We start from the raw sequence: 14587 nt of genomic DNA, 5'->3' as shown, positions 1-14587 counted from the left end.
AAAATTATTGCAGGTTGAACGAGATCGGATAGACCACGTTCACGCGGCGAACCGCCTGCCCACGGACGATCTTCGGTGCAAACTCTACACGGCTAACCGCACGTTCAGCTTCACGAACGAACACGTTATCCGTGCACGTCGCTTCAATGTTGAACGGGCGTCCGCGTTCGTCCACGTCAAACCGGACATCACAAGTGCCTTCGATACCACGTTCCGCAGCCCGCGTAGGGTAAGACGGAACAGGTGGACGAATTGGCTGCGCGTCACGGTCAGACACGGCAACTGCGTCCAGAGCGAAGCCGGAAACGTTTCCGATCTCGACTGTTGCAGGTGCAGCACCCTGGATCTGCGGCGTCGGAAGGTTCACGTCAGAGCGAGAAGACGACAGGCGCGGCGGTGGCGGCGGCTGGTCTGCTGTCTGAATACGTTGAACGTTCTGACGTGTCGTACGGCGGATTTCAGTCGCCTCTTCCTGCGGTGTGACGCGGGAGAGAGAGCGAAACTCGCTTTCGCCCAGTTCGATAGGTTTAGGCTCAATGAGCCAGCCCATCAGAATGAACAGAGCTACGACGATCGCACCGGCAAATGGGACACCCAGAATGATGCGTACCAAAGGGTTACTAAACATGTTGTAGTCCTCCTTAGTCCAGCTCAGTCGACACGTTCACAGCGGACTCAGGGTCTGCTGAAACAATTGCCTGCATCACAGAGTCGAGAACACCCGCTTCAGAAGCATTATCCACCTGGAGAACGATTTCCCCTTTGGAATTGCTCTCGCGAAGTTCACGGATCGTGAATTCAAGCTCGTTCAGCTCAATCTTCTCACGGGCAACGAAAACATCGCTGTTTTCGTCGATCGCGATAATGATCCCGAGCGGCGCAATGTTGTTATCATTCTCAGCGTCCGTGCGGCTGATATCCACACCCGGCAGTTTGATGAACTGCGCGGTGACGATGAAAAAGATAAGCAGGATGAACGTCACGTCGAGCATTGGAGTCAGGTCAAGCGCCTGTTCCTCAGCTTCGCGGGCACGTACTTTTCGAGCCATGACGATCTCCTATGCTGTTGCGTCGACTGTGAAACCGACATTCTCAATGCCGGCGCTACGAGCCTGGTCAACAATCATGATGACCAGTTGGTTGCGGGCACGGGGGTGTGCCTGAACCAGAACAGCGCTTTCCGGATTTTCCGCAATCCGCCGTTCAATCGCAGCCCGCACAGAGCCAACATCCGAAAGACGACCATTGACCGTGACGAGGCTGTCCTCAGTGATACGGATAAGCACCGTAGGCTGAGGGTTCACCGGCTGATCCGGCGGAGCCGGAGGCGGTGGTGTCAGGTCGATCGCGTTTTCCTTGATGAAGGTCGCGGTCACAATAAAGAAGATAAGAAGAATGAATACGATGTCGAGCATTGGTGTCAGATCGACTTCGGACTCTTCCGCCTTACGCTTACGTCCTCTCATGCATCAATCTCCATCTGGTCTGCGACCGTCTGAACCTTACGGCTAACCGTACGATCCATACTGCTGGTAAAAATGATGCCTGACAGAGAGGCGACCATGCCTGCCATTGTCGGGATGGTTGCACGAGACACACCACCTGACATTGCCTGCGCGTCAGAACCCGAAGAAAGGGCCATAACGTCGAATACGGTCACCATCCCCGTCACTGTACCGAGGAGACCCAGCAATGGCGCTAAAGCTACCATCGCTTTCGTGAGGCCTACATTCTGTTCCGCCTGCTGGCGAACTTCAGACACAAGCTTCTCGCGAACCCAGTGAGCAAGAACCGAGGATTTGTCTTTACGACTATTCCAAGCTTCTACAGCTCTCTTGGCCACAGCGTTGTGCCCGAAGTTGAAGTAGAACATCCGTTCGAGAATCAGAGCCCACATAATAAATGTGGTAACCATGATCACGACGAGGACTGGTCCACCTCGACCCAGAAAGGCTTGAAGGTCAGCTAGCATATGCTTGCCTCCATTCCACCTTGCGACGGCCTAAGCCGCCGCCTCACGTTCCGCACGTTCTGCAACAAGACCTGCAGCCTGCTCGTCGAGGAGCTGAGACGCAGAGCGGGAAGCCGCTGAACAGATTGCGTGGATCAGAAGAAGCGGGATAGCCGCACAGAGACCCATAACGGTTGTCATAAGAGCCTGGGAGATACCGTCAGCCATCAGCTGTGGATCACCAGCACCGTAAATCGTGATCGCCGTAAAGGTTACGATCATACCGATAACCGTACCGAGGAGACCAAGAAGCGGAGCAACAGACGCAAAGACTTTAATGATGTCGTTGAAACGTTCGATTTTCGGAGACTCTTTGAGGATTTGCTCGTCGAGTTTCATTTCGAGTGTTTCTACGCCGTCATTACGGTGAGCTTCGTACACACCGAATACGCGTGCCAGAGGGTTACCTTTACCAGCTTGCTTCGACTTCGCTGTAGAGCGCATAGCGCCTGTCATCAGAATGATGGAAACGAGTTTAAAGAGGCCGAGGAGAACACCAATGATGCCCATTACGATGATGACGTAACCAACGGTACCACCAGCTTCGATACGGTCATTAAAGTTTGGCAGTTTACCGTATGTGTCAAACAGCGTGCCTTTAGACGGGTCGATTGGCGCGCGAACAACTTCGCCTTCTCCAGCGGAGATCAGAGCAGCCATAGCGCTTGAGTAGTTGCCAGGAGGCTGCTTCTCATAAGCGATAAGATCGCCATTACGCATTTCAACGAAACGTGTGCCGTCAACCGTAGCAGCGTTGAATACGCCTACACGGAAAACTTCCATTGTCTGCGTTTCGCCGTCTGGACCGATCTGCTGAACAGGTGCTTCGAACGAAGTGACTTCAGATTGCGCGATCATTTCGAGAAGGATCGACTTTGGAAGACGGTCAAGTTCTTCACGAACCGGAAGCGACTGAGATTCAGCAACTTCAGCGAGACCTTCTACACGACCTGTGTACTGAGCAGATGCCAGTGAGTTGCGAAGAACAGGCATAACCTGACCAGCAGCTTCACGGAACTGACCGTGCAGCTGACCGAAGTCACCAGCAAGTTCAGAAATTTCCGCACGGAGCTCGCCGAGTTCAGCTTCTGTTGCAGCAACCTGGTTAGCAAGAGACTGGCCCCGGCTGTTTGCAGCGTTCAGCTGTGAACGGAGAGACGCCATAGACGCTTCCTGCTCGCTAGCGGCCTGACGGAATTCGTTCAGACGCTGCTGGTTAGCAGAAGACAGTTCGTTAGAGTCGCGACGGACAGCTTCCAGAACTTCTGAGAGTGAGCTGACCTGAGCAACTGCCGGAAGGGCAGAGACAAGCGTACCAGCGCCGAACATCGCGGCGGCAGCAAGCGCTTTCATAGAAAAGGTGGTCTTTTTCATAGTTACGATACCTTTACCTTGCGTTACTCGACCGAGAAGCGTTGGACAGGAGCGAAGAGAACGTCCTGTTGCTTCGTGCCTTCAGCGATACGGATGGCGTCCTGGATCGGACGGCGGTAGCTGTCTGGGAGAACTTCCCAGGCACCAGCTTCGCGGTCCCAACGTGCGACCTGACCGTTTGCAGGGTTGTGATAAACAAGTGCGACGCGACCGTACTGGAACATTTGAACCGTGATCGCTTCGCCAGCAGCGTTTGAGATGCTGCCTTCGAAGGTGTCGATTGTGTTACCGTACTGCATTTCAGCCTGGTACGCTTCAACGATGAGGCGGTAGCGCTCACCGGCTGTTACGTCCGCAGCTGTCATAGCTGTGTCGAGCTGCTCGAGGCGCTCTGTACGGATGTCCATTTTGAATGGCAGGTCAGCTTCAACAAATGTTCGCAGATCATCGATCATTGCGTACATCATAGGCATCATCTGAGCTTTAGTCTCATCGATACGCTCGAGCTGCTCGCGTGCTGAAGCGAGTTCTTCCTGCTGAGATTCAACAACCTGCTCCTGTTGCAGAACGAAAAGTTCAGCAGCAGTCAGTTCTTGCAGCAGTGAGCGATATTCACGCTCAAGGTCGCTGCGCTCGTCGTCGAGCTGATTGATTTGAACCTGAATTTGCTCGGCTTGGCGTGTAGCTTGTTCACCAATTTCGAGCGCCTGGTTCAGCTGAGCTGATGCAGGCAATGCAACCAGGCAAAGGCCAGCAATCGCTGCGCTGCAGGCCGGATAAAGAACATTCTTCATGTTCGCCTCTCACTCCCATTGTGCGCGTGACATTCACGCGAGAAATCCGCAAAGGCGGCAGACAGAGCACTCTGCCGCCGTCAAAACTCATAGCCCTGCACACACACGCAGGTTCAGTTCTGGGATTCTGCCGGCCTCTATGGACCGCGCAAGCCCCGAAATACGGATGCTAGCCATCCGGCTTATCTTGTTGAGCCAATTCATTGGCTGGAACGACGCCAGTCCCCGAGCGACATCCTGACGCTATCAACCTTCAGGAAAAGATCAATACGTCAACTCAACAGGTTATAATGTAACCAATCACTGATCGACCGTTTAGACAATAGCTGAAACACAGCCCTGCCTTAAAGGTGCCCAGAATTGGCCCCAGACCGAAGTGCCCCGTTATGAAGTGAATGTCCAGCATCAATTTCGGGCCGCATTTCAAAACAGTCCGCCCCTGATGTTGATTAACTTTTTGGACACCAAGTGCACTCCTGATCTGCTCGGAGAGAGGAGCGTATTTTTATTGTAAAGGACCAGCTGATTATTTGGCTTTACTCGTCAGGCGAGTGCATATTTTTTTTCTAACCAATTTAAAAACCAGAATGACGTGAACAATTTTCCCGCAAAACTGAAAATTTTTTATTCAGTAAAGTGCCCGGAGAAGACGGAAAACAGAATTCGGCAGTGTACTTTGCTATTACAGCACACCGCAAAAAACACGTTGAAAAATCCAGATACGCGAACACGTTCAGACCGATTCAATTCTTAGGGGTATTTGGCGCAGACACCGGAAAACACAACGGCTCGAGCACACCACGCGGTCAAGACGATCAGCCGATCGCACAACAGTTCACCCCGGGGCAAAATGATCCGGTTCTGATTACTTGTATTGTTGTCAGGAAGGTGGCTGGGGCGCCAGGATTCGAACCTGGGAATGCCGATACCAAAAACCGGTGCCTTACCGCTTGGCGACGCCCCAACGAGCGGCGGTTATTACCCAATGCTTTTTGAGGATGCAACCAGCTTTGTGAAGATTTTTCAGATTGTTTCACTTCAATGCCGCCAGCACGGGGATTTTTTTTTTGTGATGCGATAAAATCTTTACAAAAATTAGCTCTTTCCTTATTCTTTTTCGATAAATGTAAAAAGTACATTCCGACCAAGGAGCAGGAATTGAAAACCTTTTTTGCCTCAGTGCTGGGCGGCTTTATCGCCCTGCTGCTGTTTCTGGCCGTTGGCGTCTTTGTTGTGATTGCGATGATTCCAAAAGCCGAACCGCCACCCGAATCAATCGTACTGGAAATTGATCTGCGCCGTGGGCTGCCAGACCAACCCGTGAATGCCCCTCCTCCGTTTGGATCATCTTCCTCCTTTATCGGAATGCTGCAGAATCTCGAGCTTGCTGCAGAAGACCCTGCTGTACACGGCGTCTTCATCCGCGCCAGCGAGATGGGAATCGGTCACTCTCGGGCTGAAGAGCTGCGCGATACGATTCAAACCCTGCGCGACAATGGCAAGTTCGTGCATGTACACACGCAGGGCGTCCTAGGCACCAGCCCGTCCGCTTATCGGAGCATATCCTCTGCTGACGAGATAATTCTGCAGCCAGGATCTGAAATCGTCGTTTCAGGCCTTTCAACAGAGACTCTTTTCATGGGCGACCTGTTTGAAGAGTTTCAGGCTTCGGCAGAAATTCTGGCTTTCTACGAATATAAGAACGCGCCGAACGTCTATCAGCAGACCGATTATACAGAGCCGCACCGCGAAGCGATGTTAGAGCTCATCTCAGATATCTGGGACATCACTGTCCGTGATATCGCTGAAGACCGCGCATATACAGATGTTGATAGCCTGCGTTCGCTTCTGGAGAGCGGCCCGATCACCGCGGATCGCGCCCTGGAAACAAATCTGATCACTCAAATCAATTGGCCAGAAGATGCACAGCGTGCTGCCCTGCAGCAAGCAGGCGAAAGCGCAGAGCTCGTGTCTGTCTTTGATTACCAACCGCCATACGTGCGCTATGACAGCCCTGCAATCGCGATTGTTGGCGGCGAAGGCGGTATCGTGACAGGCGGATACAGCGGCTCCCCATTCGGCGGCGAAGGCAATTTCGCATCTGATTCTATTGCTGAAGCGATCCTTGCAGCCGGTCGAAACGACAATGTCGGAGCGATCGTGTTCCGGGTCGACTCAGGCGGCGGCTCAGCCATCGCATCCGAGCAAATCTGGCGCGCGGTAGAACGTGTCCAGACGGATATGAACAAGCCAGTCGTTGTTAGCATGGGCTCTGTCGCAGCATCTGGCGGTTATTATGTGTCCGCTGGCGCAGATGCCATCTTCGCGTCTGAGACCACCATCACCGGCTCAATCGGCGTTTACGGCGGCAAGTTTGCACTGGCCGATGCGATGCGCCGGTTCGGCGTCAATCCAAGCACGATTGCTGTTGGCGGCCCTATGGCGTCCGTCTACACGCTGGACAGCTTCACAGACGAACAGCGTGAACTGCTCTATGCAGGGCTTGAGCGGACCTATGATCGCTTCATGCACATCGTAGCGACCGGCCGTGAACTGGACGAAACACGCGTACGCGAAATCGCACGCGGTCGCGTCTGGAGCGGCACTGATGCTGCTGAACTTGGCCTTGTCACGAATGTCGGCGGTCTGATGGATGCAATCGATCATGCTCGCGAGCTGGCAAACATCCCGGAAGATGCCAACACAGAGACGATCTATTATCCGGAAGCGCCAACCCTGGAAGAGTTCATTGGTAGCCTGACAGGCTCTTCAGCTAGCGCTGCAGCGAACATGGAAGACCTTTCAGTCCTCCTCCAGAACGAGCAGGTCCAAATGCTCATCCAGCAGTCGCAGGCATTGAACTCCGGCCAGACACAAATGCGCTCTGAGTACGGTTCAATCCGCTAACCTGAGACGCCTCATAGCGAAAACGCAAAAGGCCCCCTTCACATGAAGTGGGCCTTTTTCTTTGCTTGAAGCCAGTACAGCGCAAACACCCATGACGCTTGAACGAAGTGACAGCGCTGCGTTAGCCAATGCGCCAAGAGCATCGTTTTATATAAAGTTCCGGCAGTCCGAACCCGGGCCCTATCAGGTAACAACAGACAGAGAACACCCCCACTGTTCAGATGCTGGATCGGCCCCTACTCGTTCCTTGCCCAGCGCTTTAGCACGGCGCCAAGCTAACTATACCATGCGGACAGTAGCGAAGATTTCCTTCGCGCCGTGGCCCTACTCACCACATCGCTCGCCTCAAGAGTTGAACACGAAAAAGGGCCAGCAGTCGAAACTGCTGGCCCCAATTCTTTTACGTTCGATCTTCGAACGTTTCAGCGATCGATTAGAAGCGCTTAGAAACGTTCACGAAGAATGTACGACCGTAGATGTCGTAACCGATACCACCGAGGGAACCGATGCCGTTGTTGAACGTGATTGGTGGCTGCTCGTCGAATACGTTGCTGACACCAGCACGTACGACAGTTGTTTCACCAGACCATGTTACAGACGCATCGTGGACCCAGTAATCGTCGAGCCAGTCAACCTGGATACATGGAGTGTCGCCAGCCTGAACACAGAGGTTGAAGAACGAAGTTGTTTCGTCAGTCGGGTCTGTGTTGTCTTCAATCATGCTACCGAGGAAGCGAGATTGAGCTGTGAAACGCCAGTCGCCACGCTCGAACTGGTTCGTGATGTTGAGGCGCCATTCTGGGTTACCGTACTCACCGAGTGTGTCGTTGATTTCGATACCTGTTGCAGTGACGAACTCTTCAGTCTGAGTGAGAGACTGAGTTGCACGAACTGTGAGGTTATAACCGATGTCTGCAGGCAGATCAGTCATGAACTCGAGGTTATAGTCGATACCTTCAACAACCTGGTCACCGAGGTTCTGGTTGAGCGCTTCAATGAAGACAATCTCACCCTGAGCGCCGGATACTGGGTCTACAGTTTCACGTGTGATGTTACCACACTGCGGGTCAGACAGACCGACAGAGTTGTAGCAGCGTGCCGCGATTGTAGCAGCTGAAAGCTGGTCAATCTCGTCTTCAACCGTGATTTCGTAGTACGTTACAGAAGTACGAAGGTCGAAAGAGTCAAACCATGGCTGCTCGAACACGATACCCGCAGAAATCGCCTGAGACGTCTCTGGAGCAAGGTTCGGGTTAGAACCAGAAGCAACCTGTGTTGGTGAACCAGCAAATACTGGGTTCGTGGTGCCGAGACCAAGAACGCCGAGCTCTGTTGGATCAACCGCTGGCAGACCGAACGGGCCACCACCTGCAGCACAACGTGCGATCAGCTGAGGGTCACGTGGGTCGAGGTTAGCTTGATACTCACGAGTATCTGGTGTTGTCGGGTCGTTATCGTAGTCATCGAATGGAACTGCGATACCTGGAACACGACATGGGTCAGAAGGGTTAGAGAAGCCAGTTGCACGGCCACCGAACTGCTGACCGAGGTCAGGCGCACGGAAGGATGTACCAACAGTCGCACGAGCACGCAGCCACTCTACAGGAGCGTATTGGCCCTGTACGCGGTATGTGAACTCTGAACCGAAGTTAGTTTCGCTTGTATAACGACCAGCGAGGTTGAATGTCAGTTCTTCTGCGAGCGCCATGTCAGCAAGGACAGGAATCTCCATCTCGAAGAAGCCTTCAGTCAGCGCACGCTCACCGTTAGAACCCGGGTCACCAGAGAAGCCGTAGAAGTCACCAGATGTCGCGCCAGCGTCTGTGTCTGTGCGGATCTTGTCTTCACGGTACTCAGCACCGAGCACAATGCCCAGAGGACCAGCAGGAAGTTCCATTACGTCGCCAGTGACGAAGCCGGAAACAACCATCTGCTCAACAACCGTGTTTGTGATACGGTTAGGGAAGAGATACTCGTTGTCAGCTGGGTCAGAGAAGCGACCTGTGTTGATGAATGTCGCGTCGAAGAAGTCGAGCGGACGACATTCAACTGTCTGACCGAAGTTAGGGATAGACAGTGGCGCACATGACGCTTCGCCAGTCACTGGATCAACAGTTGTGTTGTTGAACGTTTGAACGAGGCGTGGGTAGTAAGCGATGCCTTCTACGATGTCAGTACCAGCTGAACGGCTGTACTGAGCGTAGATGTCATAGCTCCAGTTGTCGCCGAGACCTGTTTCGCCAAGGAATGGCAGGTCACCACGAACGCCGCCAATCATGCGGGTCTGGCTCACGTCTGTCTGGTTGTAGTAACGCTCTGAGTAGTACAGAGACGAGTTATAACCGAGTTCGTTCAGAGCGTATGTGTCTGGAATGTAGACGAAGCCCTGACCAGATGTGTTGGTTGTTGTGATACGTGTAGAGTGCGAAGCCTCATAGTATGCAACCATGTCACCGTAGAAATCAGTCTCATACTCACCTGTGGAGTACAGGTTGAAGCGACGGAAGTTAGGTGTCAGGACAGCGTTTTGAGCTTCCGGGTGAAGCAGAAGGCGCTGACCGTTAGCTGAATCTGGTGTAATCAGGTCAGCAGCGATACCGATTGGACGGAAGTTCTGCGGGAGACCTGCGATACCAGCGTCGAAGCCTGGATCGTAGTACAGGAAGCCGAATGGCGTACCGGAGATAGCACCAGCACCGAAAGCGGAGCTTGCACAGTTACCGAGGTAAACCTGACCGGAAGCACCCTGGTAAGGACCGATTGTACATGCAGCGTCGTAGAGGTCGTAGAAAGAACCCCACTGGTCTTGCGTGAAGCCGCTAGACTGCGTGTACTCACCAGCGAATGTCATGAAGCCACGATCGCTAGATACACCGTATGTCGCTGCGTAAACTTGCTGCTGGCCACCGTTTCCAGAAAGCTCTGGGTCTGTGTAGTAAGCTTCAAGCTGCAGACCGTCGAAGTCTGTACGCAGGATGTAGTTTACAACACCCGCGACAGCGTCAGAACCGTATACAGAAGACGCGCCGTCGAGGAGGACGTCAACGCGCTCAATCATTGTACCCGGGATCATGTTGAGGTCCGGCGCAGACGGAACACCACGAACACCAGCTGGTGCGAGGCGACGACCGTTTACGAGTACGAGTGTACGACCTGGATCAAGACCACGAAGAGAAGCTGTCGCAGAACCTGGACCGCTTTCTGTGTTGATGCCCGCAGATGTAGAAACGCCAGTTGTGATCTGCTGACCCTGAACAACTGTTGTCTGACCGAGAAGGTCAGAAGCGTCTACGAGGCCGAGGTCACGAGATGTGACGCCGTCGATTACCTGAAGCGGAGAAGCGCTGGAGAATTCGTCACGAGCAAGACGGGAACCCGTTACTGTGACGCGTTGCTGTACGGCAACTTCACCATCTGTTTCTTCTTCTTCGATGATCACGACTTCTTCGTCGGTCTCAGCCTCCTGCGCATGTGCAGGCGCGAGCGCCATAGCACCCACGAAGCCTGCGAAGACCGAAGTCGCCAGCAGGCGTGATTTAAATAATTTCCCGTTCACGTTTGAACCTCCAAAAAGTAACGCTTTGGCAGCTGGCAAAATTTGCCAACGACAAAGGGAGTGCCGGATCCCCAGAATCCGAACTGATTGGAAGCTATTCAGGCCTGGGCGCAAGCGTCAATTGATAGTGACAGGTTTGTAAGAATTTGCCCAAAACTGTGGCAGAAAGGCCTCATTTTTATGACAGTCCGCCTACTACCGGCGTCACTTCAAATGCACCAACTATAATCAGAATAACGAAGAATATTTGCAGCATAAGTGTCAGAGAAAACAGAATAAAACCTGTTCTCAAGAGCGATAATACTCTACCTGAACTGTAAACCTCTCGAAGCATTCGATAAATATAGATTGGCGGCGCGATGAACAATACGAACACGAACCAATCGAGGCCCACCCAGAAGAATAAAAATGCCACACTCAGCAGGATGTAGTACCAACTTTGAAAATGCAGCGACACGATCACATGATCATAGATGTAAATACGTTTAGAAAACGGGTACACGATCGTGAGCAACAGTATCATCGCAGGGGTCAGGGCCAAGGCAATTCTTGGTGCCCAGTTCTGGACAGAAGCGAAAAACATTCCCTGATTTTCATAGGCATCGGCGGCATGCCCGATCACCATTTCCAGAAAGCCTTTCGCATCATCGGAAAGCGTGTCGCTGTCGCGAACCTGCCCTAAAATTCCGTCACGGTTGACCCGTCCATCATCCCGGAACAATTCCGTATGCTCTGAATTCGCCAGATTACCCGGATCAAAACCTTCGCCGCTATCATCGCCCGCGCCCGGAACACCTTCGAGATTGCCAACAACCTCGAGATCAACCGGCACACCGGCATCATCAAGCGCTTGCTGCGCCTGATCCATCGCCGCGTCCATGTCTTCCTGAGTGACACCTTCTGGCGGTTCGGTGTCGACCGTGACAGGAACGCTTCCCTGATTGGCGTATCTGATGTCAAACCAGCCCTGCGAGTCGCCATAGGCGAACAGCATCAGGAAGTAGATAAAACTTGTCAGGAGATAGAGCCGGAAAGGTGGCACAAAACGCTGACGTTTACCGGTCAGATATTCTCTAGTGACCCTTCCCGGCCGCAACATGAGCGATGGCAGCGTGCGCATGACGCGACCATCCAAAGAAAGAAAGTCACCGAGCACTTCGCTGGCGAGAGACCAGATAGGCCGGTGAAACGTCTGAGCGAGCTGCCCGCAGTTTCCGCAGAACCGTCCGGTGACCACCGTGCCGCAATTGCGGCACGGATCTCCCGACATATCCCCGTCCCCTGCCCCTTTGGACAATCCGCCAACGGAGCCCAGCGCTCCTGCTTCGAGTTCTCCGGACATCAGCCCCTCCCGCTAATAAGCCCGACGCTCAGACGATCAGATCAGCCTTCGCGGCAGATATAGCGTGACCGGTGAACGTCATCCGCATTGTCGACAAAGCCCGTAAGCGTCGGATCAACGAGGTTTTTCGTAACCTGATACCACATTGGAATCACCGGCATATCGTCGAGCATCATTTGCTCTGCCTCTTCCAGCATCTGAGCACGAACATCAAGATCGCGCTCATTATCCGCAGCCTCTACAAGCGCATCATATTCAGCGTTGCTGTAACGGCTGTAATTCATAGCGCCGGTATTGGATTGCAGAAGGAACAGGAAATTCTTCGGATCATTGAAGTCAGCAACCCAGCCGCCATCACCGATCTGGAAATCGCCCTGACGCAGAAGCGCGTACTGGACCTGCGTCTCTTTCTGCAGAATTTCCGGGCGTACCCAGTCAGCGATTTCCAGCCAGCTGGCCTGAACCGCAGGTGCAACGCGAGGGTTATCGTCTGTAGAGCGATAAGTGTACTCGAATGCGAGTGGGTTGTTCGGACCGAAGCCGGCCTCTTCGAGCAGGCGACGCGCTTCAACCATACGGTCTTCCTGGCTCATATCCGCCCAGTACACCTGTGCACCGTCTTCGGTGTAGTTCGCTGTGCCCGGAGGAATAAGAGAGTAAGCAGGCTCATACCCGGCCGTCAGAACTTCGTTGACCATGAAGTCACGGTCGAGCGCCATAGCGAGCGCGTTTCGCACGCGTGCATCCTGGAACTGATCGAGCTCCATATTAATAGAATAGTAGGTCGTAATAAGCGCAGGCGCAGTACGAACCCAACCCGGGAACCGCTCTCGAAGTTCATCAGCACGCTGACCATCGAACGCATTATTGATGTCAAGACGACCTGTCTGAATGTAGCGCTCGACGGCATCAAGGTCGTCATACGGGAAGTAGATGACTTCTGTGAAGCAAAGGTCTTCTGCACCTTCCCATTCTGGGTTCACGACAGAGCGCAGGAAATCACCTGTGCGGAACTGTTCCAGGCGGTATGGACCATTCACGACGATATTTTCAGGGTCCGTCCAGTCGTCGCCGAACTCTTCGATTGCGTGCTCCGGAACTGGGAAGCTCACATAGTGCTTCAGAATGCCGGGCAGATAAGGCGCAGGATATTCGAGGTTGATCACAAGTGTGTCATCGTCGACGGCGTGAACACCAAGCTGATCAGCCTCTACATCGCCGCCATAAAACTCTTCAGCATTCTCAATCAGGAACAGCATGGACGCATATTGAGACGCCGTAGACGGTGTCAGAATGCGGCGGAATGCGAACTCGAAATCGCTGGCCGTAACCGGCTCACCATCTGACCAGTTGGCGTCCTTCAGTTCGAACGTCCATGTGCGGCCGTCTTCGCTGATCTCATAGCTCTCAGCCATGCCAAGCACCGGTGTCGCGTCCGCGCCGTCCGTAAACAGGCCAATGAACATGTCACCAATTACAATGTTTTCCCACTGGGAAGACACTTTGTGCGGGTCGACGGAATCAGGGTTCGCGCTAATGCCGCGTCTAAGCGTGTCTGGAGAGACTTCGCTGCCACCACCACAAGCTGCCAGTGAAAGCGCGAGTGCCGCTAGCGACGCCGAAAGCAAACCATTTTTGTTTCGCATTTTTATTCCAATCTCTCCGAACTTTAAGAGGACATTCTATGTCGATCTGTGTTGAGATTGAAACGCAGACGGTTACAGTTCAAGTATATTCGCTGCATTCATGCACAAATACGGACACTCGTGATGAAAAAAATTTGCCTCGCCGGCGTTGCAAGCCTTTCCCTGCTGGGAATTCCGGCACTCGCCGATGAAGTCGACCCGCTCGCAGACATTTATGCCTGCGCAAATATCGCTGATGATTCAGCACGTCTTGCCTGTTTTGACACGGCTGTCAGCGCGACTCAGTCCGCTCAGCAGGCCGGTGATTTCCGTACAATAACCCGCCAGGACTCAGAGCGCGTTCAGGAAGATGCCTTCGGACTTCGTATTCCGAGCATCTCCAATTTCAACATTCTGTCGCCGGGCTCGCGTCCTAACGCGCTTGCCGATGCCGTTCCTGAGCCAGAGCCAACTCCGGAGCCAGTCGTGGAAGCGCCAACGCAGGTCGCTGAAGCACCTGAAGCGCCGGAACCAGCTGAACCGGTCGCGGCTGCTCCAGAAATACCAGAAACAGTAGAAACACCTGCGCAACCGATCGCACCACCAGTTCAGGCAGCGCCAACACCGACACCTGCGCCGGCCGCAACGGAAGAGGAAGCCGAGGACGAAAGCCGTCCGCTGGAAGTCGAGCGCAATGATGATGGAGAGATTGAATCTGTATCCCTCAGCATTGAGCGCATCACGGTGAATGCAAACGACCAGATCACGGTCTACTTCAGAAATGGTCAGGTCTGGCGTCAGATCGAGAGCCGCCGCACGCGCCTCAACCGCCGTCGCCCGCCAACATTCGCGACAATCCGTCGGACAACGCTCGGCGCTTACGTCATGCGCCTGAATGGAGAGGGGCAGTCACTGCTCGTTCGCCGCGTCGATTAGCGGAAAGCCGGAACCCTAAAAGAAAAAGCCGCCCCGAAAGGA

Annotated in this window: 11 protein-coding genes and 1 tRNA gene; 2 read left to right on the top strand and 10 right to left on the bottom strand. The window is 53.5% G+C overall.

All coding sequences use genetic code 11. The annotated features are described in order from the left end of the window. Positions 1–4: 4 nt before the first annotated feature. From P1U45_RS10940 to P1U45_RS10910, 7 genes are all read right to left on the bottom strand, one after another. The gene (locus P1U45_RS10940; RefSeq protein WP_301059107.1) at positions 5–628 is read right to left on the bottom strand and encodes an energy transducer TonB; all 624 of its coding nucleotides are present in this window, start codon (positions 626–628) and stop codon (positions 5–7) included. 13 nt (positions 629–641) lie between these two features. Then, positions 642–1049 (bottom strand): biopolymer transporter ExbD, encoded by a 408-nt coding sequence (locus tag P1U45_RS10935; protein ID WP_301059106.1) that lies wholly within the window; start codon positions 1047–1049, stop codon positions 642–644. A gap of 9 nt (positions 1050–1058) precedes the next feature. Beyond that, the gene (locus tag P1U45_RS10930; RefSeq protein WP_022695035.1) at positions 1059–1466 is read right to left on the bottom strand and encodes a biopolymer transporter ExbD; all 408 of its coding nucleotides are present in this window, start codon (positions 1464–1466) and stop codon (positions 1059–1061) included. Beyond that, a complete protein-coding gene (locus tag P1U45_RS10925) occupies positions 1463–1972 on the bottom strand; it encodes a MotA/TolQ/ExbB proton channel family protein (protein WP_293608583.1) in 510 nt (169 codons plus the stop codon). Before P1U45_RS10925 ends, P1U45_RS10930 begins: the two co-directional genes overlap by 4 nt. Before the next feature lie 30 nt (positions 1973–2002). Next, positions 2003–3385, bottom strand: a complete 1383-nt coding sequence (locus tag P1U45_RS10920) for a MotA/TolQ/ExbB proton channel family protein (protein WP_293608582.1) — start codon at positions 3383–3385, stop codon at positions 2003–2005. 23 nt (positions 3386–3408) lie between these two features. After that, positions 3409–4179, bottom strand: a complete 771-nt coding sequence (locus P1U45_RS10915; RefSeq protein WP_301059105.1) for a DUF3450 domain-containing protein — start codon at positions 4177–4179, stop codon at positions 3409–3411. Positions 4180–5068: 889 nt separating this feature from the next. Next, positions 5069–5143 (bottom strand) — tRNA-Gln (locus P1U45_RS10910). A 194-nt stretch (positions 5144–5337) separates the two neighbouring features. Here P1U45_RS10910 and sppA point away from each other — a divergent pair. Next, positions 5338–7086, top strand: coding sequence for a signal peptide peptidase SppA (gene sppA, locus P1U45_RS10905; protein WP_301059104.1), 1749 nt, complete (start codon positions 5338–5340; stop codon positions 7084–7086). Between the two features lie 433 nt (positions 7087–7519). Here the strand turns inward: sppA and P1U45_RS10900 are convergent, their stop codons facing one another. The 3 genes from P1U45_RS10900 to P1U45_RS10890 all read right to left on the bottom strand — a co-directional run bounded on the left by P1U45_RS10900 (position 7520) and on the right by P1U45_RS10890 (position 13630). Continuing rightward, entirely contained in the window at positions 7520–10642 is a 3123-nt protein-coding gene (locus tag P1U45_RS10900) for a TonB-dependent receptor (protein ID WP_301059103.1), read from the bottom strand. 178 nt (positions 10643–10820) lie between these two features. Then, positions 10821–11984, bottom strand: a complete 1164-nt coding sequence (locus tag P1U45_RS10895; RefSeq protein WP_301059102.1) for a DUF3667 domain-containing protein — start codon at positions 11982–11984, stop codon at positions 10821–10823. A 41-nt stretch (positions 11985–12025) separates the two neighbouring features. Continuing rightward, positions 12026–13630, bottom strand: a complete 1605-nt coding sequence (locus P1U45_RS10890; RefSeq protein WP_301059101.1) for a peptide ABC transporter substrate-binding protein — start codon at positions 13628–13630, stop codon at positions 12026–12028. 123 nt (positions 13631–13753) lie between these two features. Between P1U45_RS10890 and P1U45_RS10885 the strand changes: the two genes are divergently transcribed. Then, on the top strand, positions 13754–14545 hold the full coding sequence (locus P1U45_RS10885; RefSeq protein ID WP_301059100.1) for a hypothetical protein: 792 nt from the start codon (positions 13754–13756) through the stop codon (positions 14543–14545). Positions 14546–14587: the final 42 nt, after the last annotated feature.

Source organism: Ponticaulis sp. (assembly GCF_029210165.1).
Taxonomy (GTDB): domain Bacteria; phylum Pseudomonadota; class Alphaproteobacteria; order Caulobacterales; family Hyphomonadaceae; genus Ponticaulis.
Note: the sequence above shows the minus strand (reverse complement) of the source record. Positions and strands in the feature narration are given on the sequence as shown.